The sequence below is a fragment of the Citrobacter sp. SX206 genome (assembly GCF_024181025.1).
GTDB lineage: Bacteria > Pseudomonadota > Gammaproteobacteria > Enterobacterales > Enterobacteriaceae > Citrobacter > Citrobacter youngae.
Window position 1 is genome coordinate 1,914,886 of sequence record NZ_CP049738.1, and the last position, 24,775, is coordinate 1,939,660.

Consider the following 24,775-nt stretch of genomic DNA (forward strand, 5'->3'; position numbering starts at 1 on the left):
GCACACCTTTCAGGGAAAGATACGATGTCTACAAGTATCACAACAGCAGGACAAATTTCATTTTCAACTCTATGTACAACCACGGATGCGGTTTCTTCATCGCCTGAGGTGGTACAAGCTTCGACAACTGCCAACACTGCAGAAACGGGTACGCGACGCCAGCAGGTAATTGATATATTGACAGAAAAACTGGCAGTCTATTCTGAACAGTATCATCAGCTGCTCAACAAAGGGATCCTTATCGATACGGCTCCTGCACAGGCCGTATTGAAATCGTCTCTCTCTCGGTTCATGAGCACTGGTGTTTCAAGCGAAAAGAGCGTGGGAGAATCTTTAGAGGACTCCGCTGCTGGGGGGGCACTCTGGGACATCACTTTCGACAAAAACATGGATAAGGACGGTGATGGCAAGATTGATGATGATATCGATTTCAGCACCTCTATCTGGTCAAATGATAACGATCATGGCAATGGGGTGAATTATCCCGAGAGTGACTGGGAAATTTATGCGGATGTTAGTACTGAGCTTGCTGGGCTGCAAACGGATTATATGGATGTATATACCGATCTTGCTAATCAAAGCGTTGAATTTCTCAATGATGTTAACAGCTTTAAAGCGCGGATGGTGACATATATCTCCAGCGATGAAGATAAAATGAAAATCGATGTCGGTGGCGTGCTAGATGAACTTGACGCTATTATTGCTGGGTGGGGAATATATGATGCTAACGGTAATATCAACCTGACGCCCATTAACCCTGAAACGACTTCCGGACCCTATCCTGAACGCGGACCTGTGGCTATCCGCGGATTAGATGCCCAGGGAGTCTATTATTGGGCTACACAACTGGAGTTAACCGATCAGCTTGTTATTGCAACGCATGAAGAGGCAGGATCTGATGGGAAAATGAATACAGGTAACCCTGGAGATGATATAGATAATATTACGGTAGCCGATTCGGTTGCTAATCTTAATGAACCTCCAGAAGAGGACTGTCGACTTTATTTGGTAATGGAGGCTGATGGTACTTATACCCTGTATGTCTACCCTGATCTCCAGCCAGTACGAGATGCCGAAGAGGCAACGTTTAGCCTGTTGGGGTATCTCTCAGACGCCGGATCATCGACTTCGGCTGAAGCTCCCACTGCAGCTGAGATTGGTTTACCTCTTGTCGATCCAAGATATTCTGGAAATACAGGGGGGAATAAATCATATTCTATTATTCCAACGTCTAAGGAGATGGTTATTGTCCCTGAAGGCAAAATAGGCGATAAAGGATTTTATATCCCGGAGGGCTATACACTCATAACATCAACGGCCACTGAAGATTATCATGAATATGATTGTTTTTTGATTCCAACGTCAATGTTGGATCCAGCAAAAACTAATAGTGATGCTGGTGATAGTAATACTAGTGTGCATGTTACAGAAAGTGTTGTTGTTATAGATCAGGCATATGATATGAATGGGACGGGAGGAGATAAAGCGAATATTTATGTTTCTCCCGCATCGACCTGGGATTTTGAAGGACACGGCGCGGATGAATCTGCCACTATCAGCAGCGGAATGTTTAACGAGTGGGAAAACTCGATGAACACGATGTCCAGTACAGTAGAAAGCCAGTCACAAGTTATGTCAGAAAAATTAAGCCAGGCTAATACCATCTTCAATAACCTGACCAAGGTATTGTCGTCGACGATAGAAGCTCTACTGGAAACCCAAAAAGAGTTCCTGAAATAGGTATTTATCATGAGCGACATGAACATCAGCTCAACGCCAGTTTCTGCAGATGATGCTGTTTCAGCAGAAGAACTCGACCCAACAGCGAATTTAACGGATGAGCAGCGTAAATTGATGCAGTTAGCCACTTCAGGATTTAGTCTGGAGTTTTTTTCAGATTGTATAATGGGAGATACCGACGATCCGTCCAATCCTATGTACCAGCCGGAGTGGTGACATCGGAATCGTTACGCGAATAATAAATGACGCCAGGCCCGGCGAAGTGTTGCCGGCCCTGGCGTTTATGCACGCGGCTGCGTGATACGCAGGCCGCTCACTATGGCAGCAACCGTTGCCAGTATACCCGCAGTTATCAGAGATATATGTGTTCCGTTATCGCCAAACTGATTGAGCATCAATGCCACCAGCGCTGCGCCGGTACTTTGCCCTAACAGGCGCGCCGTTCCCAGCATACCGCTCGCCCCGCCGCTGCGCTCACGCGGCGCAGAGGTGATAATGGTGTGGTTATTCGGTGACTGGAATAGACCAAAGCCTGCGCCGCACAATATCATCGGCCAGATGATATTATAATCGGAGGGCGAAGCGGGCAGCAGCACCAGCGAAAACAACCCGCTTGCCATCACGGTCATACCCAGCGCACCCAATAACCCCGCGTGGACGCGTTCGATAAGATACCCGGCCAGTGGCGCCATCACCATGGTTGCCAGCGGCCATGGGGTCAATAGCAGGCCCGTTTCTACTTCGTTACGACCGAGCACCGTTTGTAGAAAGAAGGGCAGGGAAACCATCGCCAGCATTTGCGCGCTAAATGAACAGATTGACGTGCAAATCGAGAGTGAAAACAGCGGAATGCGCAGCAGGTCAACCGGTAATAATGGTACCGGTAGCGCGAGCTGACGGCGGATAAAGAAGAAACCGACCACGATGAGCCCTACGAGCTCGGCACCAATTAACTTAAGCGATTGTCCTTGTGCAAAACCGCTAAGTGCGATGATTAGCAAGCCAAACGTTAACGCATTCATCATCGCGCTGAGAAGATCAAAACGTGGCTTGTTGCTACGCGGTGTATTAGGTGGCAGGAAGCGCATGGCCAGCAGCAATGCGATAATACCCAGTGGCACGTTAATCAGAAACAACCATTTCCACGAGGCAATTGACAGGATCGCTGCCGCAATCGTCGGGCCTGCTGCTGAGGAAACCGCCACGATAAAGGAGTTGATTCCCATGCCTCGTCCAAGCTGACGCTGCGGATAAATCAGGCGAATGAGTGCTGTATTCACGCTCATCAATGCCGCTCCGCCGAAACCCTGAGCCACACGCGCCAGTGTTAGCATGTGAAGCGAATCGGAGAGGGCACAGAAAAGTGATGCGAGCAGAAATACCACCAGTCCGCACTTGTATATGCGTCGGTAGCCAAACATATCACCCAGAAATGAGAGAGACAGGAGTGATACGACAATCGCAATTTGGTAGGCGTTAACGACCCAGATTGAACTGGCCGCGGAGGCCTGAAGATCGGTGGCAATCGTCGGCAGGGCAACGTTAGCAATTGCGCCGTCCAGTACTGCCATAGAGATGCCAATAACAATGGTTAAAATTGCACCGTATCGCTGGGGCAATGGCAGGCCATCGGCCTGAATTTTTTCCATAGGAAGTCAATTTTGTCGGAAAATATGATGAGAATGATAATTTTAGCATTGATATTCAGGCGTTAGGTCGCAGATTTGTAACTAAGTGAGCAAAGACAGATTGCGACGGCAGGTACGTGAAATTATAATAAAAACCGGTTCTGATTTTTATAAAACACTCGCAATGAGGTGGTAAATGGCTATCGCAGATCTGGATAAACAACCCGATTCTGTATCTTCCGTGCTGAAGGTTTTTGGCATCCTGCAGGCGCTGGGTGAAGAGCGCGAAATTGGTATTACCGAATTGTCACAACGCGTCATGATGTCAAAAAGCACCGTTTATCGCTTTTTGCAGACCATGAAAACGCTGGGCTATGTGGCACAAGAAGGCGAGTCTGAGAAGTATTCCCTGACCCTGAAATTATTTGAACTGGGTGCGCGTGCATTACAGAACGTTGATCTGATCCGTAGCGCTGACATCCAGATGCGCGAACTTTCACGTCTGACCAAGGAAACAGTACACCTCGGTGCGCTGGATGAAGACAGCATTGTCTACATCCATAAAATCGACTCGATGTACAATTTGCGCATGTATTCCCGCGTGGGTCGTCGTAATCCGCTGTACAGCACCGCCATTGGTAAAGTGCTGCTGGCATGGCGCGACCGCGATGAAGTGAAGCAAATTCTGGATGGTATTGAGTACAAACGCAGTACAGATCGGACAATCACTAACACTGATGAATTGCTGGTATTACTCGATAAAGTCCGTGAGCAGGGCTATGGCGAAGACAACGAAGAGCAGGAAGAAGGACTGCGCTGTATCGGGGTACCGGTGTTTGATCGTTTCGGCGTGGTCATTGCGGGTCTGAGCATCTCATTCCCGACGCTGCGTTTTTCTGAAGAACGTTTGCACGAATATGTCGAAATGCTGCACACCGCAGCGCGTAAGATTTCAGAGCAAATGGGTTATAACGATTACCCGTTCTAATTTTGACGTGTTGCGATACACAGAAAACCCGATACGGCGTATCGGGTTTTTTACGATCTGCCGTCGTCGCCGGAGCGAATAACGTACTGATTTTTTTGCTGCTATATTAACCATTATCGATAACGACGGTGCTTTTCCTCAACAGGGGGCAATCTGACAGGCCAATGATGCCGCTGTTGGTATGGACGTATTGCGCGGTGCTGGTCCCGCGGGCGGTCAGATATTGACATTGCAGGCCCAGACCTGCCGCAGTCTCCTTACTTCCTATCAAAACGCCGTAGCCACTCAGTAATAAACCGATCCAAACCAGAGCGAGCAACACAATAGCGCGGATAATCAAACGCATTACAACCTCTTATCTTTTCTCGTTATTATTAGATTAGCCTGTACATGGGATGAAACAAGTGAATCATTCCTAAAAACATTTAATGCCGTTACAGTTAACTTAGGGTTTAGGTAACTCATGATAATTTATCAACATAGGCTGTAGATTCGGAGAGTGGAGTTGGAGTGAAAAAAATTCGATGGGTGGTCCTGATAGTTGTCGTGCTGGTATGCATACTGATGTGGGCGCAGGTGTTCAACATCATGTGCGATCAGGACGTACAATTTTTCAGCGGAATTTGCGCCATCAATAAATTTATTCCCTGGTAAGCGCATTTCAGTAACAGTTGATTACCTTCTTGTGCGGCAATGGTAAACTACGCTGTCTACATTGAGGTGGTGAAATGAACGAAGTTTTGAATTCTGGCGCGTTGAGTTTTGCGTCTTTAGTGGTATCGGTGGTGGTTCTGGTAATCGGGCTTGTATTGTGGTTTTTCATCAATCGGGCAAGTTCGCGTACTAACGAGCAGATTGAACTGCTTGAGGCGTTGTTGGATCAGCAAAAACGACAGAACGCATTGCTCCGTCGTCTTTGTGAAGCTAACGAACCGGAAAAAGCAGAAGAGCCTACCGCGGTGCAAACTCAGGATGAAGATGATGACATCATTCGTCTGGTAGCCGAACGGTAGTAAACAGAAAGACAGGGTGAGAGTCTGTAGATGCTATTCTCAGATGCTTCATCCTGTCGTCAACGATATCAGATTATTTTCTTCTGCAACAATCCGGCAATTACTGCGCCGACACACGTGGAACCTGCATTTTTCCAGATGCTCTGACCAATTAATATCTTATCTCTGGTTTGACATAAATATAATTATCCATAGATTAATAATATGATTGTGTCATTTTTGTGATACCGATCGTTTTATTATCAGCGAAACGTTTCTCTTACTTTTTTTGTGCATTGTCATCATTCTTTCATTATTTTGGTGCAAAACCAGAATGCCGATCTCATTTTTACGCTTGTGATATTTTATGCATTACTAAGCATAAAAAATGATATCTGGCAGAGGCTGTGACAGATAATCTGGAACAGTTGAACCTGATGAGCTATGGTAGAAAGTCCATGCTACGGCGCAGGCCAGCCGGGGCAAGGGGAGAGAGGCGAGGATATATCTCTACTCGGCCTGGCGCATAACTGTGCAGTTGTTGTTTGATGAACTGCGGGATTTGTGCGACCGATCGAGACACGTTTAAAAATGGCTTGCCATTATTAACGTTGTATGTGATAACACGGTTTGGGTTAAACGAGGTACAGTTCTGTTTATGTGTGGCATTTTCAGTAAAGAAGTCCTGAGTAAACACGTTGACGTTGAATACCGCTTCTCTGCCGAACCTTATATTAGTGCCTCAAGCAGTAATGTCTCAGTTTTATCTATGTTATGCCTGCGGGCGAAGAAAATACTCTAAGGAATTTTGCAAATGGCAAAGATTAAAGGTCAAGTTAAGTGGTTCAACGAGTCTAAAGGTTTTGGTTTCATTACCCCGGCTGATGGCAGCAAAGATGTGTTCGTACACTTCTCCGCTATCCAGGGTAACGGCTTCAAAACTCTGGCTGAAGGCCAGAACGTTGAGTTCGAAATTCAGGACGGCCAGAAAGGTCCGGCTGCTGTTAACGTAACAGCTATCTGATCGATACCACTGATTTGAAGCGCTCAGGCGCAACCAATTCAGATATAAAGCCTCGCTTATGCGGGGCTTTTTAATTCAAATTACGTCAAAATATTTCTGAATGCCTCTCCATTAGCGCTTTGTTGCAAAGGCGCGATGTTCGTAGCATTGTTTTTCCCGCTTTCTCCCGGCAATTCCCGTTAAATCAGTCACCTGAAAAACTATCTTGCTGGAGCCCCGGTGAAAAAGAAAAACGACGGCGATGCGCGCAATTTTACTCCCGTACGTTTTGCCCTGCTTTGTGTGGCAATACTGTTGAGTCTGGGATTGTTGCTTGGTCGGGTTGCGTGGTTACAAATTGTCACCCCAACGAGCCTGGTCAAGCAGGAGGATATGCGTTCGTTACGTGAAGTCACAATCGCCTCACCGCGTGGGATGATTACCGACAGAGAAGGACGTCCTCTCGCAGTAAGCGTGCCGGTGAATGCAGTTTGGGCCGATCCGAAGACGATTGTCAGCAAAGGTGGCGTTGGCTATAACGAACGCTGGCAGGCATTGGCGAAGACCCTGCATATTTCACTCAGCACGCTGGCTGAACGTGTTAACAGCAATCCAGCTGGCCGCTTTATTTATCTGGCGCGCCAGATCTCTCCTCAGCAGGCGCAGTGGGTCGATGATCTTAATCTCCCGGGGATTAATCTGCGCGAAGAATCCCGCCGTTTCTATCCCGCAGGTCATGTGGCGGCAAATCTTATCGGCTTTACGAACATTGATGGACAAGGTATTGAAGGCCTGGAGAAAAGTTTCAACAGCCAGTTGATGGGTAAACCCGGCTCTCGCCTTGTGCGCAAAGACAAGTTCGGGCATGTGATTGAAAATATCACGGAAGTGATGCCGGTCCCCGCGCACGAATTGCAGCTCAGTATTGATGAGCGCTTGCAGACGGTGACTGAAGATGCGCTGGATAATGCCGTAACATGGAATAAAGCGGAATCTGGAGCCGCGGTGCTGGTCAATATTGCCACCGGCGAAATCCTGTCGATGGCAAGCTTTCCCGACTTCAATCCCAATAACCGTGATGGCGCGGTGCTGGATGATTTTCGCAACCGTGCAATTAGCGACACCTTTGAACCCGGTTCAACCGTTAAACCGCTGGTGATCATGACTGCTCTGCAGCAAGGGATTGTGCAGCCTGATAGCGTCATTGATACCCATCCTTTTAATCTCGATGGACATCGCATCCGAGATGTCGGATTTTACCCGGAGCTATCGCTTACCGGTATTTTGCAGAAATCAAGCGATACCGGTGTGTCGCACCTTTCGCTGGCAATGCCGGTACAGAAACTGCTGGATACCTATAAACGCTTTGGTTTTGGCGACCCAACCGGGCTGGGGCTAACCGGAGAAAGTAGCGGTTTAATGCCTCAGCGACGTTACTGGAGCGATCTGGACCGGGCGACCTTTGCATTCGGTTACGGGTTAATGGTGACGCCGCTCCAGTTGGCGCATGTCTATGCCACCATCGGCAGTTTTGGTATTTACCGCCCCCTTTCTATTACGCGTATCGATCCGCCAGTGATAGGTACGCGGGTGATGCCGGAGGCGTTGGTGCATCAGGTTGAACATATGATGGAAAGCGTCGCGCTACCCGGCGGCGGTGGGACCAAGGCTGCGGTGAGGGATTACCGTGTTGCGGTGAAAACCGGGACGGCAAAGAAAATTGGTGATGATGGTAAATATGTCGATAAATACGTGGCTTATACGGCAGGGGTTGCGCCAGCGAGCGATCCAAAATTCGCGCTGGTCGTGGTGATTAATAACCCGCAAAACGGTGCTTACTATGGGGGAGCCGTCTCCGCGCCGGTCTTCAGCCAGATTATGGGCGATGTCCTGCGTCTGGAAAACGTCAAACCGGACGGCATGCCTGCTGACTCCGATCATCTGCTGGTGATGCACGGCAGCAGCGTATCCTCGCCGTCGCTGTAAGTTATTTTCCCTGGGCGCAATTCGCGTTACACTTGCGCCCTTAAGCCACCTGCCGGAGTTGTCATGTCGTTTTCCTGTCCTCTTTGCCACCAGCCTCTTACTCAAGCGAATAACAGTTTTGTCTGCCCGGAGCGACACCAGTTTGACGTGGCGAAAGAGGGATATGTTAACCTGATGCCGGTTCAGCATAAGCGGTCGCGCGATCCGGGTGACAGTGCGGAAATGATGCAGGCGCGCCGGGAATTTCTTGATGCTGGTCACTATCAGCCGCTACGCGATGCGATTGTGGATGCGCTCAAGCAGAGGCTGATTTCAGACGATGCGACGATCCTGGATATCGGCTGTGGGGAAGGGTACTACACTCACGCGTTTGCCGATGTGCTGGCGGGCAGTACAACCTTTGGGCTTGATGTTTCTAAAGTGGCGATTAAGGCCGCGGCCCGACGTTATTCGCAGGTGACCTTTTGCGTTGCCTCCAGCCATCGTCTGCCGTTTGCCGATGCGTCAATGGACGCCATTATCAGGATCTACGCGCCTTGCAAAGCCGAAGAGTTGGCCCGCGTGGTGAAACCGGGTGGATGGGTAATCACCGCCACGCCGGGTCCGCGTCATTTAATGGAACTTAAAGGGCTGATTTATGATGAGGTGCGTTTACATGCGCCACACACAGAGCAACTGGACGGTTTTGTTCTGCAACAGAGTATTGCGCTGGGGTATCAGATGCAGCTTAAGGGCAGCGAGGCCGTTGCGTTATTGCAAATGACGCCGTTCGCCTGGCGGGCAAAGCCGGAAGTGTGGGAAACGTTAGCGGGGAAAACGAAGTTTGACTGCCAGACTGACTTTAGTATTCATATCTGGCAGCGTCTGAATTAACCGTGGAAGTGTGCCCAGAGGATCTGGGCGCCGATACCAATCAGGACTACCCCACCCAGAATTTCAGCTCGCTTGCCCAACATCGGGCCAATAAAACGACCGATCATCATGCCAAGCGTGGACATAATTAACGTGGCGCAGCCAATGGCCAGCGCAGTGGCAATAATGTTGACCTGCAGGAAGGCCAGACCCACCCCGACGGCCATCGCGTCGAGACTGGTCGCAATGGCAGTGGTGACCAGCAGCCAGAAACCGTGGCGGCGCTGCGGCTCTTCATCTTCATCATCGTTGTCACGAAAGCCTTCGATTATCATTCGGCCGCCTAAAAAGATCAGCAAAATGAAGGCGATCCAGTGGTTCCACTCCAGCACGAATTTGCTGGCAAGCATCCCCATTCCCCAGCCAATCAGTGGCGTAAGGGTCTCGACTGCGCCAAAGATAAGGCCGGTACGCAGAGCTTCAGAGAATTTAGGTTTATGTAAGGTGGCGCCTTTGCCAATTGATGCTGCGAAAGCATCCATCGACATGCCGAAAGCGAGAAGAACAGTTGCGGTGATATTCATAACAGCGTCCTGACCGGGGTATTCCATAAAACACATCACTGCCCCCAGTAACCATGCACAATGAGCGGACCCATTGTCTATACAGAGCCATTCAAATATGCATTGCAGTTGATGTGCCTATGGTCTCGCCTGACTAAACGTGATGTTCAGTCCGTACGTGCCACGTTTTTCAACGAGTATGTTGACACGTACATTTCCGGAGTCTGGAAATCGGCTACTCCCCAACGACGGGCGCAACCTTAACATATTTTTGGAATATAAAACAAGAAACGCAGAAATATTATTTGACTTCTAAATGAAAATAATTTTCATTTAGATTTATTTATAGATAAAACGTTAAATTAAATAACATATGGGCGGAGAAATATAGCCTTAGCTATGTTTGTTTTTCACTGAGATATAAAAAACATAGTTCAGGCTATATTTGTAACTTATTGGTTTGAAATGAGAAGTTTATATATCTTCTCCAGGTCGTCTATATTTCGTACGCGAATAAGCAATCGTCTTTGCGCTAATTGCATCACCAGCACACCGTCTTCTGATAAATTCATCTCTTTAATCCGGTCATATTCAATCCAGACATTGGCGAAGAAAAAACCTTTTTGTTTGAAAATAATTTTAGGCGTACGGATCCAGAACAGATACAACCCCATTAACACCAGTGCACATAATAACCATGTGGTAAATTGCGCGCCGTGGCTGGTGATGTTGTTGTAGATCAGAATAACAATCAAACCGATGAAGATAACGCTGTCGACTCGACTGCGTGGAAGCAGGGCAACAGTAAGTAGAGTGGGGCCATTACGGCGGGGCATGATGAACTGATCGTAAATGGCATACGCCAGCAGCGAAAAGATAAATAGAACCAGCACCAGGTCCGTGATAGTCATGAATCCTCAACCCTCTAAATAGAAAAACCGGGGGCAAGCCCCCGGTGATGTACAACAGTCTTACAGGCCGAGCAGGCCGACAGCGTAGCCCGCGATACCGATGACGAAAAAGCCAACGATGATCCACAGTGGGTTCACTTTCTTACGCAGAAGCCACATACAGGCGAAGGTCAGTAGCAGAGGAACCAGGCCCGGCATCAGCTGATCAAGGATTGTCTGCACAGTGGTCACGCGCGTTTGGCCATCCTGACCGGTGATGGTGGAGACCACCAGTGGGATATTCACGTGCGTCCACTTGTTAACCAAGGCACCCATGACAAACAGGCCGAGGATTGACGCTCCCTCAGTCAGTTTCTGCAGGAAGCCGCCGCCCATATCTTTAACGATATCTACGCCTTTACGGTAGCCGTATGCCACGCCGTAGTAACGGGTTGCCAGACGTACCAGGTTGAACAGGATAAAGAACAGCAGTGGCCCAAGCAGGCTACCGCTCATCGCGATACCTGCACCCAGCGCGGCGAATACCGGGCGTACGGTACCCCAGAAAATCGGGTCGCCCACGCCTGCCAGCGGTCCCATCAGACCAACTTTGATACCGTTGATAGCACCATCGTCAATCTCTGCGCCATTCGCACGCTGTTCTTCCATTGCCAGTGTAACGCCCAGAACCGGTGCCGCTACATAGGGATGGGTGTTAAAGAATTCCAGGTGACGCTTGATAGCTTGCTTACGGGCGTCGTTGTTTTCCGGATACAAGCGGCGAATAGCCGGTACCATGGAGAAACAGAAGCCCAGCGCCTGCATACGTTCGAAGTTCCATGAACCCTGAAACAGGTTAGAACGAATGAACACGCCACGAATGTCACTCGGAGTGAGTTTTTTCTCGGTGGTAGTTTTAGTCATATCAACCATTTCGCTCACCTGCTAGTCCAGTTCGTTATCGAGATCGTTATTGCCAGCCGCCGCAGCAGGCGCACCGGCTACGCGGTTATATTTCGGGCTCAGCTGAATGTAGAGGATCGCCATTACTGCGCCAATCACACCCAGAGCAACCAGGTTGAAGTTAGTAAATGCCGCGGTGACGAAACCGAGGTAGAAGAATGGCATCAGGTAGCCTGCGCGCATCATGTTGATGACCATCGCATAACCAACCACCACGATCATACCGCCTGCGATGTTCAGGCCGCCGGTCACGACTTCCGGAATGGCATTAAGCATGCTCTGAACTTCACTGGTACCAACAGAAATCGCTACGATTACCGCCGGGATAGCGATACGCATAGCCTGCAGGAACAGGGAGGAAACGTGCAGCCAGGAGAGCGCCGTCAGGTTGCCGTTTTCGGCCGCCTTATCCGCCGCGTGCTGGAATGCTACGGTGATGGTACGAACGATAATGGTCAGAACCTGGCCTGCTGCTGCCAGTGGTATCGCCAGCGCGATACCTGCACCGATACTTTGGTGACCCGCAATAACCAGAACGGTAGAGATAATGGAAGCCAGTGCAGCATCAGGCGCAACCGCAGCACCGATGTTCATCCAGCCCAGAGCGATCATTTCCAGGGTACCACCGATGATAATACCGGTTTTCATATCCCCGAGAACGGCACCAATCAGCGTACAGGCCACCAATGGACGGTGGAACTGAAATTCATCGAGTACCGACTCCATACCCGCGATACATGCGACGATGAACACCAGCACAATCTGAAGAGTGGTAATCTCCATTGTACTTCTCCTATTGCTATACAGACTTAAGTGTGAAAACTAAGTAAATGCCAGGTGGTTATTTCGCCTTGGCAATCAAATCCATCATTTTCAGTTTCTGATCGGTAGAAACCTTACGGGCTTCGAGCTCAATACCGCGTTCGTTGAGTTTCTTGAAGGCTTCGATGTCTTTTTCATCCACCGAAATCGCGTTGTTTACCTGCGTTTTCCCCTGGCGGAATGCCATGCCGCCAATGTTAACAGAGGTAATTTTTACGCCACCTTCAACGATGCGTTCTACATCGGTCGGGTTGGTGAACAGCAGCATTACACGCTCACCGGCGTATTTCGGGTTGTTATAGACGCGGATCATTTTCGCGACATCAACCACATGTGCGGTAACGCCTGGCGGTGCGACCTGAGTCAGCAACGTCTTACGCACGGTATCAGCAGCAACTTCATCACTGACGACGATAATGCGCGTTACGTTTGTTTCTTTGGTCCAGCGAGTTGCCACCTGACCATGGATTAAACGGTCATCGATACGTGCGAGGCCGATCTGCATATAGTCGTTCGGGCCCATCGGTTTCGCGGGTGCCGCTGCCTTAGGTGCTGCGACGGGGGCAGGTGCGGCTTTTTCAACAGGTTTAGCTTTCAGCGCTTTTACGCCTTCGCTACCGGTTTCAACGGCCAGTGCGACTAATTCATCGAAGCTGGGGTTGTCGTCACGCGCCATGAAGGTTTCTACCAGCATGGGAATGTTCACGCCTGCGATAACTTCATAATGCTCTTTATCGACAACAATGCGGCTCGCAGCGTTAAACGGGCTGCCTCCCCATGTGTCAACGAGAAACAGCACGCCTTTACTGGTATCCAGTTTTGCCAACTGAGCGTTATACTTTTCAATCAGCGTTTCGGCATTTTCGCCTGGAACGAAATCGATCCAGCCGACGTTTTCCTGCTCGCCTAACAACATCTCTGCTGTTTTAAGTAACTGCTCTGCAGCCCAACCATGTGTGCCTATTACAATAGCAATGGTCACTTGCTACCTCCTTTATTATCGTTAACACATCAACGTGAAGATGCATTTTGAATCGCTCGTCCGCAATCGAATCGATTCAGATAAGGGTTACAAAGAAAAACCTATGATTTTCGTGAATTATTTTAGATATCGAAAAAAATATTTTATGTGATGAAGATCCGTAATTTAACTTCCGATCAGAAGAAATTTCGAAGGGTGAAATATCTCCGAAACAACTTATTGCAAAGGAAGGTAAATCTTTGCTAAAAACCGGTTGTCTCTGTTATGTTTAGCATCTGTTTAATTACTCAGGAGTATAGGGCAGTAGCCCACCATATGGATCGTCACCGACGTCATTTCACCTTTAGGCCGTATCAAGCCTGTCAGTTTGGCACTTTTTGCCACAAACTTTATCTGCATATTGCTTTAACGCCTGAGATGTTCAGGGCGCAGTTTGATCATTCCTTAAGCAGGAGCTTGTCATGGAACTCTTAATGGACCCGCAGATTTGGGTGGGTTTGCTCACGCTTGTTGTTCTCGAAATTGTTCTGGGTATCGATAACCTGGTCTTCATTGCAATTCTTGCCGATAAGCTGCCACCGAAACAGCGAGATAAAGCGCGCCTCATTGGTTTGTCACTGGCGCTGATTATGCGTCTGGGCTTGTTGTCCGTGATTTCGTGGATGGTGACGCTGACAAAACCGCTGTTTACGGTCATGGACTACGCGTTTTCCGGGCGAGATCTGATTATGCTGCTGGGGGGTATCTTCCTCTTGTTCAAGGCTACGACAGAGCTGCATGAGCGGCTGGAAAACCGTGAACATGATACCGGGCAGTCAAAAGGCTATGCGAGCTTCTGGGTCGTGGTGACGCAGATTGTTATCCTCGATGCGGTGTTCTCACTGGATGCGGTCATTACTGCAGTCGGTATGGTCAACCATCTGCCGGTGATGATGGCGGCGGTGGTTATTGCGATGGCGGTGATGCTGCTGGCATCGAAGCCGCTGACGCGATTTGTGAACCAACATCCGACGGTGGTGGTGCTGTGTCTGAGCTTCCTGCTGATGATCGGTTTGAGCCTGGTTGCCGAAGGGTTTGGCTTCCACATTCCGAAAGGCTATCTGTATGCGGCGATTGGCTTTTCAATTATCATCGAACTGTTTAACCAGATTGCCCGTCGTAACTTTATTCGCCACCAGTCGACTCTGCCGCTGCGTGCGCGGACTGCGGATGCAATCTTGCGTCTGATGGGGGGTAAACGTCAGGCCAGCGTGCAGATGGAATCCGACAATCCGGTTCCTGTTCCGGTCCCGGAAGGCGCGTTTGTGGAAGAAGAACGCTATATGATCAACGGTGTTCTCTCACTGGCATCCCGTTCATTACGCGGCATCATGACACCTCGTGGTGAAATTAGTTGGGTCGACGCCGATCTGAGCGTAGCGGAAATTCGTGAACAGTTGCTTTCTTCTCCACACAGCCTGTTCCCGGTGTGTCGCGGTGAACTTGATGAAATTATCGGTATCGTGCGTGCTAAAGAGCTGCTGGTGGCGCTGGAAGACGGTGTGGATGTTGCAGCGATTGCGTCTGCCTCGCCGGCAATTGTCGTCCCGGAAACGCTCGACCCGATTAATCTGCTAGGCGTGCTGCGTCGTGCCCGCGGTAGCTTTGTCATCGTCACTAACGAATTTGGTGTGGTGCAGGGGCTGGTAACACCGCTGGACGTATTAGAAGCGATCGCAGGTGAATTCCCGGACGCCGACGAAACCCCTGAAATCATTGCTGACGCCGGTGGCTGGTTGGTGAAAGGGGGAACCGATCTGCACGCGCTGCAACAGGCGCTGGACGTGGATACGCTGGTGGATGAGGACGAAGACATCGCCACCGTAGCAGGGCTGGTGATTGCGGCTAACGGTCACATCCCGCGTGTAGGTGATGTTATTGAGGTTGCACCGCTGAGCATTACGATTGTCGAAGCCAATGACTATCGTGTGGATTTAGTTCGCATTGTTAAAGAACAACCCGCTCACGACGAAGACGAGTAAACGGGGTTAGCGAAATGGCATAATGGGCATGATATGGTGCCCGTTATGCCTGGCGGGTGGCGGCGTGCTGCCCGCCAGCCATTTGGGAAAATCACGAAGCGGCATCGGCTTGGCATACAAAAAACCCTGCAAGATATGTACGCCATGACGGCGTAAATGCTGCGCCTGTGCCTGCGTTTCTACGCCTTCAGCCACCAGTTCGATATTCAGCCTTTTTCCCAGCGCGATAATGATGTCTGTGACGGTTGAATTCACGGCGTCGGTTCCGATCGCCGAAGTAAATGATTTATCAATTTTCAGCACATCCGGGCGCAATTTTTCCAGCCAGGAAAGCGAGCTGTTTCCGGTACCAAAATCGTCAATCGCCAGCTTAACGCCGAGGCGATTCAACTCGCGCACGATCCGATAATCCACATCCAGTAAGGCATCGCGTTCGGTCAGTTCTATAACCAGTTGCTGGATGGGATGCTGGCTGAACCAGTACTGATTAAGGTCTTTTAACAGCGTACCGTGGCGGAAATGGCTGGCGGCAACATTGATACCGATATGAAACTGGCTACTCATCGGAAAAACGTGTCGTTGCTGAATGGTTTCTGCGATGACATGACGGGTAAGAGGGACAATCAGGTTGTGCTCTTCGGCGATAGGAATAAACACTTCCGGCGAAATCCAGCCCTGACGTGGGTTGTTCCAGCGCAACAGAATTTCTACACCCATACATTGCTGGGTCTGCGCGTTCAGCAGTGGCTGACAAAACAACTCGAACTCGTGTGCCGCGAGAGCCAGATTAATCTCCCAGGAAAAACTCATTCTGCTGGCGGTTGCCAGCCAGGCAAGGTATCCCACCAACAGGCTCAGGATCACCGCCAGCGGCAGTTGTGTCGGCAGATGTTTTATCGCCAATTCACTGGCGCCAGGGCCGGTGACGCTGATCGTGAAGGGAAAATGTTGCGATGAAAGCTGATAACGTTTTTCATCGTTCAGTGCAGGCAAGGTCTCGACAACACCTTGTCCGTAGAGCAGGTGGCGGTTGCCGACGGTTAAACTGGCGTTGGTGATTTGCGGTGGCTGGGGTTCCAGCAGCATGGTCGATAATAAATCAATATTGACGATTTCCAGCACCCCATTTTCGCCATCCGCGGAGGCCGGATACCACTGCGTCAGAATGGGACTACCTTTAATCAGCGAATGGTCGGTGGACAACAGCAGTTGCGCCTCCCGGCTCGGTAATTCAGGTTGAATTTGGCGGATAGGCACATTGCGATAGCCAAAGATACTGGAGCAATAAAGAATCCCCCCCTGAATCAGACTGATAGAGCGCACTGTTTGTAGCCTGGCAGCATGCTTGCTCAAAGGTAAACGCGCCACAGAGCAGGGAAGACCAATCAACGGGAGCAGTATATCGCGCCCGGCCTGCAGTGGGAGCAGCACATCATCCAGTGCCTCTACGGCATGATTAGCAAAGGTGACGGTGTAACGGTGATTTATATTACGCTCCGAAATAAATCGGACCGTTAATGTGAGGATGAGCGTCAGTAGTGCACATATTGTGCAGACGATTAAGCGATTACGGCGATAGTTTTGAATGATCCGTTGTGCTGTTTGCATGCGGGCCGCCCGATAAGCCGTTGGTCACAGAAGCCAACAGCAACAGAGCAAGTGTAGTGGGGAAAATTACAGTAGACGAGCGAGAAGGGGCAAATTCGCCCATCCGTCGCAGATGGGCGAAAATTAAGTATTAGTCACATTGAACTTTGATTGCCAAACCACCGCGTGACGTTTCGCGGTATTTGGCGTTCATGTCTTTACCTGTTTCGTACATGGTCTCAATGACTTTATCCAGCGAGACGCGTGGCGCGCTGGTGCGGCGCATCGCCATACGTGCGGCGTTAATCGCCTTCACGGACGCAATAGCGTTACGTTCGATGCACGGAACCTGCACCTGTCCGGCAACCGGATCGCAGGTTAAGCCCAGGTTGTGCTCCATACCGATCTCGGCAGCAACACACACTTGCTCAGGGCTCGCGCCCAGTAGCTCAGCCAGACCTGCAGCAGCCATGGAGCATGCCACACCGACTTCACCCTGACAGCCTACTTCGGCGCCAGAGATAGAGGCGTTCATCTTGTACAACGCACCAATTGCCCCCGCCGCCAGGAAATAACGGGTGTAGATATCCGGGCTGACGGACTCGATGAAATGATCGTAATAGGCCAGTACTGCAGGCACGATCCCGCAGGCACCGTTGGTTGGCGCGGTTACAACGCGACCACCCGCGGCGTTTTCTTCGTTAACCGCCAGCGCAAACATGTTCACCCAGTCGATCACGTTCATCGGATCGTTGGAGAGCTTGTCGCTGGAAACCAGCATACGACGCAGGGCGGAGGCACGGCGAGGAACGCGCAGCGGACCCGGCAGCACGCCTTCGGTGTTCATCCCACGATCGATACAAGCCTGCATGGTCTGCCAGACGTTGCCAAAGTACTCTTCAATCTCTTTCTTGCTGTGCAGCGCAAGTTCGTTCTGCATCACCATGCCTGAGAGAGACAAACCGGTGCTGTTGCAGTATTCCAGCATTTCAGTGGCGGATTTGAACGGATAAGGTACGCTGACCTCATTCGTTGCATCCTGACCAAAATGTTCTTCATCAACGATGAACCCACCGCCAATGGAATAGTACGTTTTGCTGTAAATGACGGTTTCGCCATTGTACGCATGGATCTGCATCCCGTTTTCATGCAGCGGCAGGTTGCCGTTGTGAAAACGCATGCCGTCATTCTGCGGGAAATCCACTTCGTGCTGCCCCTGCGCAAGCAGCAGGCGGCCACGCGTTTCTACGTCGCGGATAAATCCGGGGATGCTGTCAATATCCACGGTAGCAGGCTCATTGCCCGCCAGACCCATAATAATGGCGATATCGGTGTGGTGACCTTTACCCGTGAGCGACAGTGAACCATACACGTCGACGGCGACACGAGTAACGCTGTCCAGTAATCCTTTTTCGACCAGGTCATCGACGAACTGTTTACCCGCCTTCATAGGCCCTACGGTATGGGAAGATGAGGGACCAATCCCCACCTTAAACATGTCGAATAGACTAATCACGATAATACTCCTACAGGGCGACTGGGCTTTCCAGTAACGATGTTATAACTGCGCATAGTGTAAGAGGGAACGCGGCGATCGGCTTAACTATTCACATGAATTAAACTAATAGATAACCGCGGTTTTACTAATGTTGTGACCTGAGTTTCAAGTTGTCTATGGCGTGCGTAAAGATAAGTATAGTCAGGGCTTGACGCCAATTTGCAGCGCCAGCTCACGAATTATTCCGGCGGTCATTCCCCAGACGAAATAGTGCTCATACCAGGAAAGCCATACACGATGTGAATCACCGCGACGGTAGATATCCAAAGGATGATAGCGACCTAAATGCAGGGCCTGCGCCAGCGGCATTTCGAACACTGCAGACACTTCATCCTCACTGGCGCGATACGGTAAATTTGGCGGGATAATACCTACCACTGGCGTGACCTGAAATCCGGTAACGCTGTCGACCGGTGGCAGCACGCCAATCACCTCAACGCAAGAAGGTGGGATCGCCACTTCTTCCTGCGCTTCGCGAAGGGCGGCGGCAATCAATGAAGCATCGCTGCTGTCCACCGCACCGCCGGGAAAGGCGACCTGTCCGGCGTGCTTGCGCAGATGAACGGATCGCTGGGTTAACAGCAATCCCGGCTGCGCACGGCGTACGACAGGGATCAGTACGGCGGCCTGGCGCTGGTTTAACGCGGCATGATTGACCTGCGGGCGCAGGAGTTGGAAGCGCGATAAAAAATCATCAAGCGTCAGGCTGCTGTATTCCACGTGTCAGTTCTCCAGTTGGTGCAAAATACGATTCACTTTATCAAACGTTTCCTGATACTCCGCGTCTTCCTGACTGTCTGCAACAATGCCACCGCCAGCGGAGCAATAAATTTGTCCGTTTGTGGCTGTCAGTGTGCGAATGGTGATGCTGGTATCCATATTGCCGCAAAAGCTCAGATAACCAATGCTGCCGCACCAGGCGTTGCGTCTTTGCGGCTCCAGTTCGTCGATAATTTCCATCGCCCGCACTTTTGGCGCGCCGGTGATGGAGCCACCAGGGAAGGCGGCACGCAGCAGGTCGGTGGCATGCAATGACTCTGGTAAACGCGCGGTAATGGTACTGACCAGATGATGTACGGCCGGGAAGGGTTCAACCACAAACAGTTCCGGAACCTGTACCGAGCCGGGCACGGCGACGCGGCCGATATCGTTACGCATCAAATCGACGATCATCAGGTTTTCCGCCCGATCCTTTGGCGAATTTGCCAGCTTGTCGGCTTGCTGGCGATCGGCATCAGGATCGTCCAGTCTGGGTAGCGTACCTTTGATGGGGCGTGTCTGGATATGCTGATCTTCCAGTTGAATAAAGCGTTCCGGTGACAGACTGAGGATTGCGCCGTCTTCCAGGCGTATAAACGCACTGAATGGCGCGCGGTTAGCGCGATTGAGCTGCACAAACGCTTGCCATTCATCTCCCTGATATTGCGCCTGAAAACGTTGGGCCAGGTTGACCTGATAGCAGTCGCCGCTGTGCAAATAGTGCTGCACCTGACGAAATTTTTCGCCGTATTGCTCACGGCTCATATTCGAGTGCCATGCCGACGTTAATGTAAATGGCTCGCGTACCGGCGGCAGTTGATTTTCGAGCCACGCCAGACGGGCATGCACATCGCTATGGCTAAGCAGTGATACAGTCTGTAGCTGGTGATCGACAATCAACGCCCAGTCATAGATACCGACGCCCATATCCGGCAGGGCAATATCGCGTTCGGCAATATTTGGCAGCGATTCAAAGCGGCGGCCCAGATCGTAGCCAAACAAACCCAGTGCGCCGCCCTGGAACGGGAGGTCGGGATGATAATCAGGCTGAATAGCCTGAGCGGTTAGCGTTGAATATAATACTTTCATCGGGTCATCAAGCGTGCGCAAAATGCCTTGCCTGTCCTTGACCATAGTCTCCTGTGCACGCGTAACCAGGGTCGCTACAGGGTCGGCGACCAGAATATCAAAACGGTTATGCGGATGATCGGCATGACCTGAATGCAACAGCATCGCCCAGGGCAGATGGCTTAAGGTCGAAAAATAGCGTTCAGCGGCGTCCTGACACCAGGGTAATGTGATTACTGTGGGAGATAACGTCTTCATCAGTCCTGACTCGTTGCTACTCTACTGGCTAACTGCCCGGTAGCATGAAATAATTAGCGCAGACAATTTAGCAGGAGTTAACAATGTTTGCAGGTTTACCTTCACTCAGTCATGAGCAGCAGCAAAAAGCAGTAGAGCGGATTCAGGAACTGATGTCGCAGGGGATGAGCAGCGGACAGGCGATTGCTCTGGTTGCTGAAGAGCTACGCGCCAGCCATACCGGTGAACGGATCGTGGCGCGTTTTGAAGATGAAGACGAGTAGCGCCGCTTAAACCGCAGCGATAATCTTGATCTCGACTTTGTATTTCGGGTTCATCAATCCGGCCTGAACGGTACAACGTACCGGCGCGTGACCGGCAACGACCCACGCATCCCAGGCTTTGTTCATGGCGGCAAAATCACTTTTGTCCGCCAGAAAAAGGGTGGCATCAAGGATTCGTGACTTGTCGCTACCCTGTTTTTCCAGCACCGCATCAATTTGCGCCAGCGTATTTGCCGTTTGCTCAAAAGCGTCTGCATCCAGATTCTCCGGCACGCCGGTGTAGTACAACGTGTTGTTATGGATAACCACGTCAGACCAACGAGCTTCAGCATCAATGCGCACAATCGTCATAAATCATTCCTTATTTGCATTTTTCTTCATGGGCTTCAGATTGCGCCAAGACTGCCATAATGTTGCGCCCGCGTCACCTCTTCAACTGGCGAAAGACCCGCTGGCCTGACATAATCCCTGTTCAAATGAACAGGGGGCAGTGTGACGGACGATTTTGCAGCAGACGGTCAATTGGCTAAAGCGATACCGGGTTTTAAACCGCGTGAACCACAGCGACAGATGGCGATTGCTGTCAGTCATGCCATTGAAAAATCACAACCGCTTGTTGTAGAAGCCGGCACTGGCACAGGTAAAACATACGCTTACCTCGCCCCGGCGCTTCGCGCTGGAAAGAAAGTGATTGTGTCGACGGGATCGAAAGCGTTGCAGGATCAGCTCTACAGTCGCGATCTTCCCACCGTTGCCAAAGCACTGAAATTCACCGGTAAGCTGGCGTTGCTAAAAGGGCGCTCCAACTACCTGTGTCTGGAACGCCTCGAACAGCAGGCGCTGGCGGGGGGCGATCTACCGGTACAAACGTTAAGCGATGTCATACTGCTGCGCTCATGGTCAAATCAAACGCTTGATGGCGACATCAGCACCTGCGTCAGCGTGGCGGAAGACTCTCAGGCCTGGCCGCTGGTAACCAGCACAAACGATAATTGCCTTGGCAGCGACTGCCCGCTGTATAAAGAGTGCTTTGTCGTTAAAGCGCGCAAGAAGGCGATGGAAGCGGATGTCGTCGTGGTGAACCATCATCTGTTTCTCGCTGATATGGTGGTGAAAGAGAGTGGATTTGGTGAATTAATCCCCGAGGCAGACGTGATGATCTTCGATGAAGCCCATCAGCTACCGGATATCGCCAGCCAGTACTTTGGTCAATCGCTTTCCAGTCGCCAACTGCTGGATCTGGCAAAAGACATCACCATTGCCTATCGCACCGAGCTGAAAGACACCCAGCAGTTACAAAAATGCGCGGACCGGCTGGCGCAAAGCGCGCAGGACTTTCGCCTACAGCTCGGCGAGCCCGGCTATCGTGGAAATCTGCGTGAACTGCTGGCTGACCAGCGCGTGCAGCGCGCGTTTTTGCTGCTCGATGACACACTTGAGCTCTGTTATGACGTGGCGAAGCTGTCTCTCGGCCGTTCTGCCTTGCTGGATGCTGCGTTTGAACGTGCCACGCTTTACCGTGCTCGCCTGAAGCGTCTGAAAGAGATCAACCAGCCAGGCTTCAGCTACTGGTATGAATGCACCTCCCGCCATTTTACGCTCGCATTGACGCCGCTTACCGTGGCCGACAAATTCAAAGAAGTGATGGAGCAAAAACCGGGCTGCTGGATTTTTACCTCCGCGACGCTGTCGGTAAACGATGACCTCCATCATTTCACCGCGCGGCTGGGTATTGACGATGCCGAGTCGATGCTACTGCCGAGTCCATTTGATTACACCCGTCAGGCGCTGCTGTGCGTGCCGCGTAATCTCCCGCAAACCAACCAGCCGGGGGCTGCGCGGCAGTTGGCTTCCATGCTGCGTCCCATTATCGAAGCGAACAACGGTCGCTGCTTTATGCTGTGCACTTCGCACGCGATGATGCGCGATCTGGCGGAACAATTCCGCGCCACCATGACGCTTCCCGTTCTGCTGCAGGGCGAAACCAGTAAAGGGCAACTGTTACAGCAGTTTGTCAGCGCAGGTAATGCGCTACTGGTTGCCACCAGCAGCTTCTGGGAAGGTGTGGACGTGCGCGGTGATACGCTGTCGCTGGTGATAATCGACAAACTGCCGTTTACCTCGCCGGACGACCCGCTGTTAAAAGCCCGAATGGAGGATTGTCGACTGCGCGGCGGCGATCCGTTTGAAGACGTCCAGTTGCCGGATGCGGTTATCACCCTGAAGCAGGGGGTAGGGCGTCTGATTCGTGATGCCGACGATCGCGGTGTGCTGGTGATTTGTGATAACCGTCTGGTGATGCGGCCTTATGGCGCGACCTTCCTGGCAAGCCTTCCGCCTGCGCCACGCACGCGTGATATTGCGCGTGCTGTTCGCTTTCTTGCTATACCATCGGCTGAGTAATTTGTTACGGAGTGTGGTAAGATGCGCGCCAAATTTATTGATCTGATCACAAACACCCATGCGAATTCTGGCTATCGATACCGCCACAGAGGCGTGCTCTGTTGCCCTGTGGAATGACGGTACTATCAAGGCTCACTTCGAGCTTTGCCCACGAGAACATACCCAACGAATTTTACCGATGGTCGAGGAAATCCTGGCCGCTGGCGATCTCACGTTAACCGACATTGACGCCCTGGCATTTGGGCGCGGTCCCGGTAGTTTCACCGGTGTCCGTATTGGGATTGGCATTGCCCAGGGGCTGGCGTTAGGCGCGAATTTACCGATGATCGGCGTCTCCACCCTGGCGACAATGGCGCAGGGGGCCTGGCGTAAGTCGGGCGCGACTCGCGTACTGGCGGCGATTGACGCGCGTATGGGTGAAGTGTACTGGGCTGAATACCAGCGTGATGAAGATGGCATCTGGCACGGCGAAGAGACAGAAGCGGTGTTAACGCCGGAGCAGGTACACGATCGCCTGCTGCAGCTTTCTGGCGACTGGGTAACCGTTGGCACGGGCTGGCCAGCCTGGCCTGAACTCGGCAAAGATAGTGGTCTGATGCTGAACGATGGCGACGTATTGCTTCCTGCGGCAGAAGATATGCTGCCTGTCGCCACGCAAATGCTGGCTGCCGGTAAGACCGTGGCGGTTGAACATGCTGAACCGGTTTATTTACGTAACACCGTGGCGTGGAAGAAACTTCCCGGTAAAGAATGAATCTTAGTAGTACATCCCTGGTAAATTCGCACTGATGTCAATACACAGCATCGCGAACATGTCCGGGCAGAGGCTAAGAAAAGGGAGTCGCAATATGGTGGTGCAAAAGCAGTTATTGAAAGGTGTACTGGCAGGCGTATTGGCGTTATCGCTAAGCGGCTGTGTCACCATCCCGGATGCGATTAAAGGTTCGAGCCCGACACCGCAGCAGGATCTGGTGCGGGTGATGAATGCGCCGCAGTTGTACGTCGGACAAGAAGCACGTTTTGGCGGTAAGGTGGTGGATATTCAAAACCAGCAGGGGAAATCCCGACTGGAGATCGCCACTATGCCGCTCGATAGCGGGGCACGACCGATTCTGGGCGAAGCGTCACGCGGGCGAATTTATGCCGATGTTAACGGTTTCCTCGACCCGGTAGATTTTCGTGGTCAACTGGTCACCGTCGTCGGACCCATTAGCGGAACTGTGGACGGAAAAATTGGTAGTACACCGTATAAGTTCATGCTGATGCAGGTAACCGGTTATAAACGCTGGCATATTACTCAGCAAATTGTGATGCCTCCGCAGCCGATTGACCCCTGGTTCTACGGTGCGCGTGGCTGGCCTTACGGTGGCTACGGCGGATGGGGATGGTACAATCCCGGTCCCGCGCAGGTTCAGACGATAGTAACAGAGTAACTCTTTGTTTTAATGA

The 24,775-nt window shown here is 51.2% G+C and carries 27 protein-coding genes and 1 riboswitch; of the genes, 15 read left to right on the forward strand and 12 right to left on the reverse strand.

Annotation, left to right across the window (positions count from 1 at the left end):
* Positions 1-24: 24 nt before the first annotated feature.
* Both G8S19_RS09370 and G8S19_RS09375 read left to right on the forward strand, forming a co-directional pair.
* A complete protein-coding gene (locus tag G8S19_RS09370) occupies positions 25-1,740 on the forward strand; it encodes an IpaD/SipD/SspD family type III secretion system needle tip protein (protein WP_253686488.1) in 1,716 nt (571 codons plus the stop codon).
* Between the two features lie 9 nt (positions 1,741-1,749).
* A complete protein-coding gene (locus G8S19_RS09375; RefSeq protein WP_101742618.1) occupies positions 1,750-1,956 on the forward strand; it encodes a hypothetical protein in 207 nt (68 codons plus the stop codon).
* 65 nt (positions 1,957-2,021) lie between these two features.
* Here the strand turns inward: G8S19_RS09375 and G8S19_RS09380 are convergent, their stop codons facing one another.
* Positions 2,022-3,389: an MFS transporter gene (locus G8S19_RS09380; RefSeq protein ID WP_124020947.1), complete on the reverse strand. Its 1,368-nt coding sequence runs from the start codon at positions 3,387-3,389 to the stop codon at positions 2,022-2,024.
* A 175-nt stretch (positions 3,390-3,564) separates the two neighbouring features.
* Between G8S19_RS09380 and kdgR the strand changes: the two genes are divergently transcribed.
* Positions 3,565-4,356, forward strand: a complete 792-nt coding sequence (gene kdgR, locus G8S19_RS09385) for a DNA-binding transcriptional regulator KdgR (RefSeq protein ID WP_005120190.1) — start codon at positions 3,565-3,567, stop codon at positions 4,354-4,356.
* Positions 4,357-4,462: 106 nt separating this feature from the next.
* On the opposite strand, the gene G8S19_RS09390 is transcribed toward kdgR, so the two are convergent.
* On the reverse strand, positions 4,463-4,702 hold the full coding sequence (locus tag G8S19_RS09390) for a YobH family protein (RefSeq protein WP_061068061.1): 240 nt from the start codon (positions 4,700-4,702) through the stop codon (positions 4,463-4,465).
* A gap of 164 nt (positions 4,703-4,866) precedes the next feature.
* On the opposite strand from G8S19_RS09390, the gene mgrB reads away from it, so the two are divergent.
* The 6 genes from mgrB (at position 4,867) to rlmA (ending at position 9,210) form a co-directional block, all read left to right on the forward strand.
* The gene (gene mgrB, locus G8S19_RS09395) at positions 4,867-5,010 is read left to right on the forward strand and encodes a PhoP/PhoQ regulator MgrB (RefSeq protein WP_003034977.1); all 144 of its coding nucleotides are present in this window, start codon (positions 4,867-4,869) and stop codon (positions 5,008-5,010) included.
* A 74-nt stretch (positions 5,011-5,084) separates the two neighbouring features.
* Positions 5,085-5,369, forward strand: coding sequence for a YebO family protein (locus tag G8S19_RS09400; protein WP_101742621.1), 285 nt, complete (start codon positions 5,085-5,087; stop codon positions 5,367-5,369).
* A 637-nt stretch (positions 5,370-6,006) separates the two neighbouring features.
* On the forward strand, positions 6,007-6,150 hold the full coding sequence (locus tag G8S19_RS09405) for a DUF2627 domain-containing protein (protein WP_003034983.1): 144 nt from the start codon (positions 6,007-6,009) through the stop codon (positions 6,148-6,150).
* A gap of 12 nt (positions 6,151-6,162) precedes the next feature.
* Positions 6,163-6,372, forward strand: coding sequence for a transcription antiterminator/RNA stability regulator CspE (cspE, locus tag G8S19_RS09410; RefSeq protein WP_001062678.1), 210 nt, complete (start codon positions 6,163-6,165; stop codon positions 6,370-6,372).
* A gap of 219 nt (positions 6,373-6,591) precedes the next feature.
* Positions 6,592-8,337: a peptidoglycan glycosyltransferase FtsI gene (gene ftsI / locus G8S19_RS09415; RefSeq protein ID WP_101742622.1), complete on the forward strand. Its 1,746-nt coding sequence runs from the start codon at positions 6,592-6,594 to the stop codon at positions 8,335-8,337.
* Between the two features lie 63 nt (positions 8,338-8,400).
* Entirely contained in the window at positions 8,401-9,210 is an 810-nt protein-coding gene (gene rlmA / locus G8S19_RS09420; protein WP_121584742.1) for a 23S rRNA (guanine(745)-N(1))-methyltransferase, read from the forward strand.
* On the opposite strand, the gene mntP is transcribed toward rlmA, so the two are convergent.
* The 5 genes from mntP to manX form a co-directional block, all read right to left on the reverse strand.
* On the reverse strand, positions 9,207-9,773 hold the full coding sequence (gene mntP, locus G8S19_RS09425) for a manganese efflux pump MntP (protein WP_115602405.1): 567 nt from the start codon (positions 9,771-9,773) through the stop codon (positions 9,207-9,209). The two genes, rlmA and mntP, sit on opposite strands and share 4 nt — an antisense overlap.
* Before the next feature lie 6 nt (positions 9,774-9,779).
* Positions 9,780-10,008, reverse strand: a riboswitch (yybP-ykoY riboswitch).
* A 196-nt stretch (positions 10,009-10,204) separates the two neighbouring features.
* Positions 10,205-10,663 carry a DUF986 family protein gene (locus G8S19_RS09430; protein WP_124020945.1) on the reverse strand — a complete coding sequence of 153 codons (459 nt, stop codon included), beginning with the start codon at positions 10,661-10,663 and terminating at the stop codon, positions 10,205-10,207.
* A 60-nt stretch (positions 10,664-10,723) separates the two neighbouring features.
* Positions 10,724-11,575 (reverse strand): PTS mannose transporter subunit IID, encoded by an 852-nt coding sequence (locus G8S19_RS09435; RefSeq protein ID WP_003833769.1) that lies wholly within the window; start codon positions 11,573-11,575, stop codon positions 10,724-10,726.
* 12 nt (positions 11,576-11,587) lie between these two features.
* Entirely contained in the window at positions 11,588-12,388 is an 801-nt protein-coding gene (locus tag G8S19_RS09440; RefSeq protein WP_003021004.1) for a PTS mannose/fructose/sorbose transporter subunit IIC, read from the reverse strand.
* A gap of 58 nt (positions 12,389-12,446) precedes the next feature.
* On the reverse strand, positions 12,447-13,409 hold the full coding sequence (gene manX / locus G8S19_RS09445) for a PTS mannose transporter subunit IIAB (protein WP_005122176.1): 963 nt from the start codon (positions 13,407-13,409) through the stop codon (positions 12,447-12,449).
* A 315-nt stretch (positions 13,410-13,724) separates the two neighbouring features.
* Here manX and G8S19_RS22475 point away from each other — a divergent pair, with 315 nt between their 5' ends.
* Together G8S19_RS22475 and yoaE are read left to right on the forward strand one after the other, a co-directional pair.
* Positions 13,725-13,883: a hypothetical protein gene (locus G8S19_RS22475; protein ID WP_371747004.1), complete on the forward strand. Its 159-nt coding sequence runs from the start codon at positions 13,725-13,727 to the stop codon at positions 13,881-13,883.
* Entirely contained in the window at positions 13,871-15,430 is a 1,560-nt protein-coding gene (gene yoaE, locus G8S19_RS09450; protein ID WP_048211405.1) for a CNNM family cation transport protein YoaE, read from the forward strand. Before G8S19_RS22475 ends, yoaE begins: the two co-directional genes overlap by 13 nt.
* Positions 15,431-15,436: 6 nt before the next feature.
* Here the strand turns inward: yoaE and G8S19_RS09455 are convergent, their stop codons facing one another.
* The 4 genes from G8S19_RS09455 to pabB all read right to left on the reverse strand — a co-directional run bounded on the left by G8S19_RS09455 (position 15,437) and on the right by pabB (position 20,660).
* Entirely contained in the window at positions 15,437-17,038 is a 1,602-nt protein-coding gene (locus G8S19_RS09455; RefSeq protein ID WP_048211406.1) for an EAL domain-containing protein, read from the reverse strand.
* Between the two features lie 130 nt (positions 17,039-17,168).
* On the reverse strand, positions 17,169-18,533 hold the full coding sequence (gene sdaA / locus G8S19_RS09460) for an L-serine ammonia-lyase (RefSeq protein ID WP_048211407.1): 1,365 nt from the start codon (positions 18,531-18,533) through the stop codon (positions 17,169-17,171).
* Between the two features lie 183 nt (positions 18,534-18,716).
* A complete protein-coding gene (locus tag G8S19_RS09465; protein WP_048211408.1) occupies positions 18,717-19,295 on the reverse strand; it encodes a CoA pyrophosphatase in 579 nt (192 codons plus the stop codon).
* Positions 19,296-19,298: 3 nt separating this feature from the next.
* Positions 19,299-20,660, reverse strand: a complete 1,362-nt coding sequence (pabB, locus tag G8S19_RS09470; RefSeq protein WP_253686490.1) for an aminodeoxychorismate synthase component 1 — start codon at positions 20,658-20,660, stop codon at positions 19,299-19,301.
* Between the two features lie 83 nt (positions 20,661-20,743).
* On the opposite strand from pabB, the gene G8S19_RS09475 reads away from it, so the two are divergent.
* A complete protein-coding gene (locus G8S19_RS09475; RefSeq protein ID WP_003020986.1) occupies positions 20,744-20,923 on the forward strand; it encodes a YoaH family protein in 180 nt (59 codons plus the stop codon).
* Between the two features lie 6 nt (positions 20,924-20,929).
* Here the strand turns inward: G8S19_RS09475 and G8S19_RS09480 are convergent, their stop codons facing one another.
* Positions 20,930-21,274 (reverse strand): RidA family protein, encoded by a 345-nt coding sequence (locus tag G8S19_RS09480; protein ID WP_005122186.1) that lies wholly within the window; start codon positions 21,272-21,274, stop codon positions 20,930-20,932.
* A 141-nt stretch (positions 21,275-21,415) separates the two neighbouring features.
* On the opposite strand from G8S19_RS09480, the gene G8S19_RS09485 reads away from it, so the two are divergent.
* The 3 genes from G8S19_RS09485 to G8S19_RS09495 all read left to right on the forward strand — a co-directional run bounded on the left by G8S19_RS09485 (position 21,416) and on the right by G8S19_RS09495 (position 24,759).
* Positions 21,416-23,326, forward strand: coding sequence for an ATP-dependent DNA helicase (locus tag G8S19_RS09485; protein WP_115601890.1), 1,911 nt, complete (start codon positions 21,416-21,418; stop codon positions 23,324-23,326).
* Positions 23,327-23,384: 58 nt separating this feature from the next.
* On the forward strand, positions 23,385-24,080 hold the full coding sequence (tsaB, locus tag G8S19_RS09490) for a tRNA (adenosine(37)-N6)-threonylcarbamoyltransferase complex dimerization subunit type 1 TsaB (RefSeq protein WP_048211411.1): 696 nt from the start codon (positions 23,385-23,387) through the stop codon (positions 24,078-24,080).
* 94 nt (positions 24,081-24,174) lie between these two features.
* Positions 24,175-24,759, forward strand: a complete 585-nt coding sequence (locus tag G8S19_RS09495) for a Slp family lipoprotein (protein WP_048211412.1) — start codon at positions 24,175-24,177, stop codon at positions 24,757-24,759.
* The last annotated feature ends 16 nt before the right edge of the window (positions 24,760-24,775 follow it).

Coding starts and splice junctions, on each gene's coding strand:
- G8S19_RS09405 (WP_003034983.1), top strand. CDS start 6,007: ATGTGTGGCATTTTCAGTAAAGAAGTCCTGAGTAAACACGTTGACGTT.
- G8S19_RS22475 (WP_371747004.1), top strand. CDS start 13,725: ATGGATCGTCACCGACGTCATTTCACCTTTAGGCCGTATCAAGCCTGT.
- G8S19_RS09435 (WP_003833769.1), bottom strand. CDS start 11,575: ATGGTTGATATGACTAAAACTACCACCGAGAAAAAACTCACTCCGAGT.
- G8S19_RS09495 (WP_048211412.1), top strand. CDS start 24,175: ATGGTGGTGCAAAAGCAGTTATTGAAAGGTGTACTGGCAGGCGTATTG.
- yoaE (WP_048211405.1), top strand. CDS start 13,871: ATGGAACTCTTAATGGACCCGCAGATTTGGGTGGGTTTGCTCACGCTT.
- G8S19_RS09400 (WP_101742621.1), top strand. CDS start 5,085: ATGAACGAAGTTTTGAATTCTGGCGCGTTGAGTTTTGCGTCTTTAGTG.
- G8S19_RS09375 (WP_101742618.1), top strand. CDS start 1,750: ATGAGCGACATGAACATCAGCTCAACGCCAGTTTCTGCAGATGATGCT.
- G8S19_RS09475 (WP_003020986.1), top strand. CDS start 20,744: ATGTTTGCAGGTTTACCTTCACTCAGTCATGAGCAGCAGCAAAAAGCA.
- rlmA (WP_121584742.1), top strand. CDS start 8,401: ATGTCGTTTTCCTGTCCTCTTTGCCACCAGCCTCTTACTCAAGCGAAT.
- pabB (WP_253686490.1), bottom strand. CDS start 20,660: ATGAAGACGTTATCTCCCACAGTAATCACATTACCCTGGTGTCAGGAC.
- G8S19_RS09370 (WP_253686488.1), top strand. CDS start 25: ATGTCTACAAGTATCACAACAGCAGGACAAATTTCATTTTCAACTCTA.
- cspE (WP_001062678.1), top strand. CDS start 6,163: ATGGCAAAGATTAAAGGTCAAGTTAAGTGGTTCAACGAGTCTAAAGGT.
- G8S19_RS09390 (WP_061068061.1), bottom strand. CDS start 4,702: ATGCGTTTGATTATCCGCGCTATTGTGTTGCTCGCTCTGGTTTGGATC.
- G8S19_RS09455 (WP_048211406.1), bottom strand. CDS start 17,038: ATGCAAACAGCACAACGGATCATTCAAAACTATCGCCGTAATCGCTTA.
- kdgR (WP_005120190.1), top strand. CDS start 3,565: ATGGCTATCGCAGATCTGGATAAACAACCCGATTCTGTATCTTCCGTG.
- mntP (WP_115602405.1), bottom strand. CDS start 9,773: ATGAATATCACCGCAACTGTTCTTCTCGCTTTCGGCATGTCGATGGAT.
- G8S19_RS09440 (WP_003021004.1), bottom strand. CDS start 12,388: ATGGAGATTACCACTCTTCAGATTGTGCTGGTGTTCATCGTCGCATGT.
- G8S19_RS09380 (WP_124020947.1), bottom strand. CDS start 3,389: ATGGAAAAAATTCAGGCCGATGGCCTGCCATTGCCCCAGCGATACGGT.
- G8S19_RS09430 (WP_124020945.1), bottom strand. CDS start 10,663: ATGACTATCACGGACCTGGTGCTGGTTCTATTTATCTTTTCGCTGCTG.
- G8S19_RS09480 (WP_005122186.1), bottom strand. CDS start 21,274: ATGACGATTGTGCGCATTGATGCTGAAGCTCGTTGGTCTGACGTGGTT.
- tsaB (WP_048211411.1), top strand. CDS start 23,385: ATGCGAATTCTGGCTATCGATACCGCCACAGAGGCGTGCTCTGTTGCC.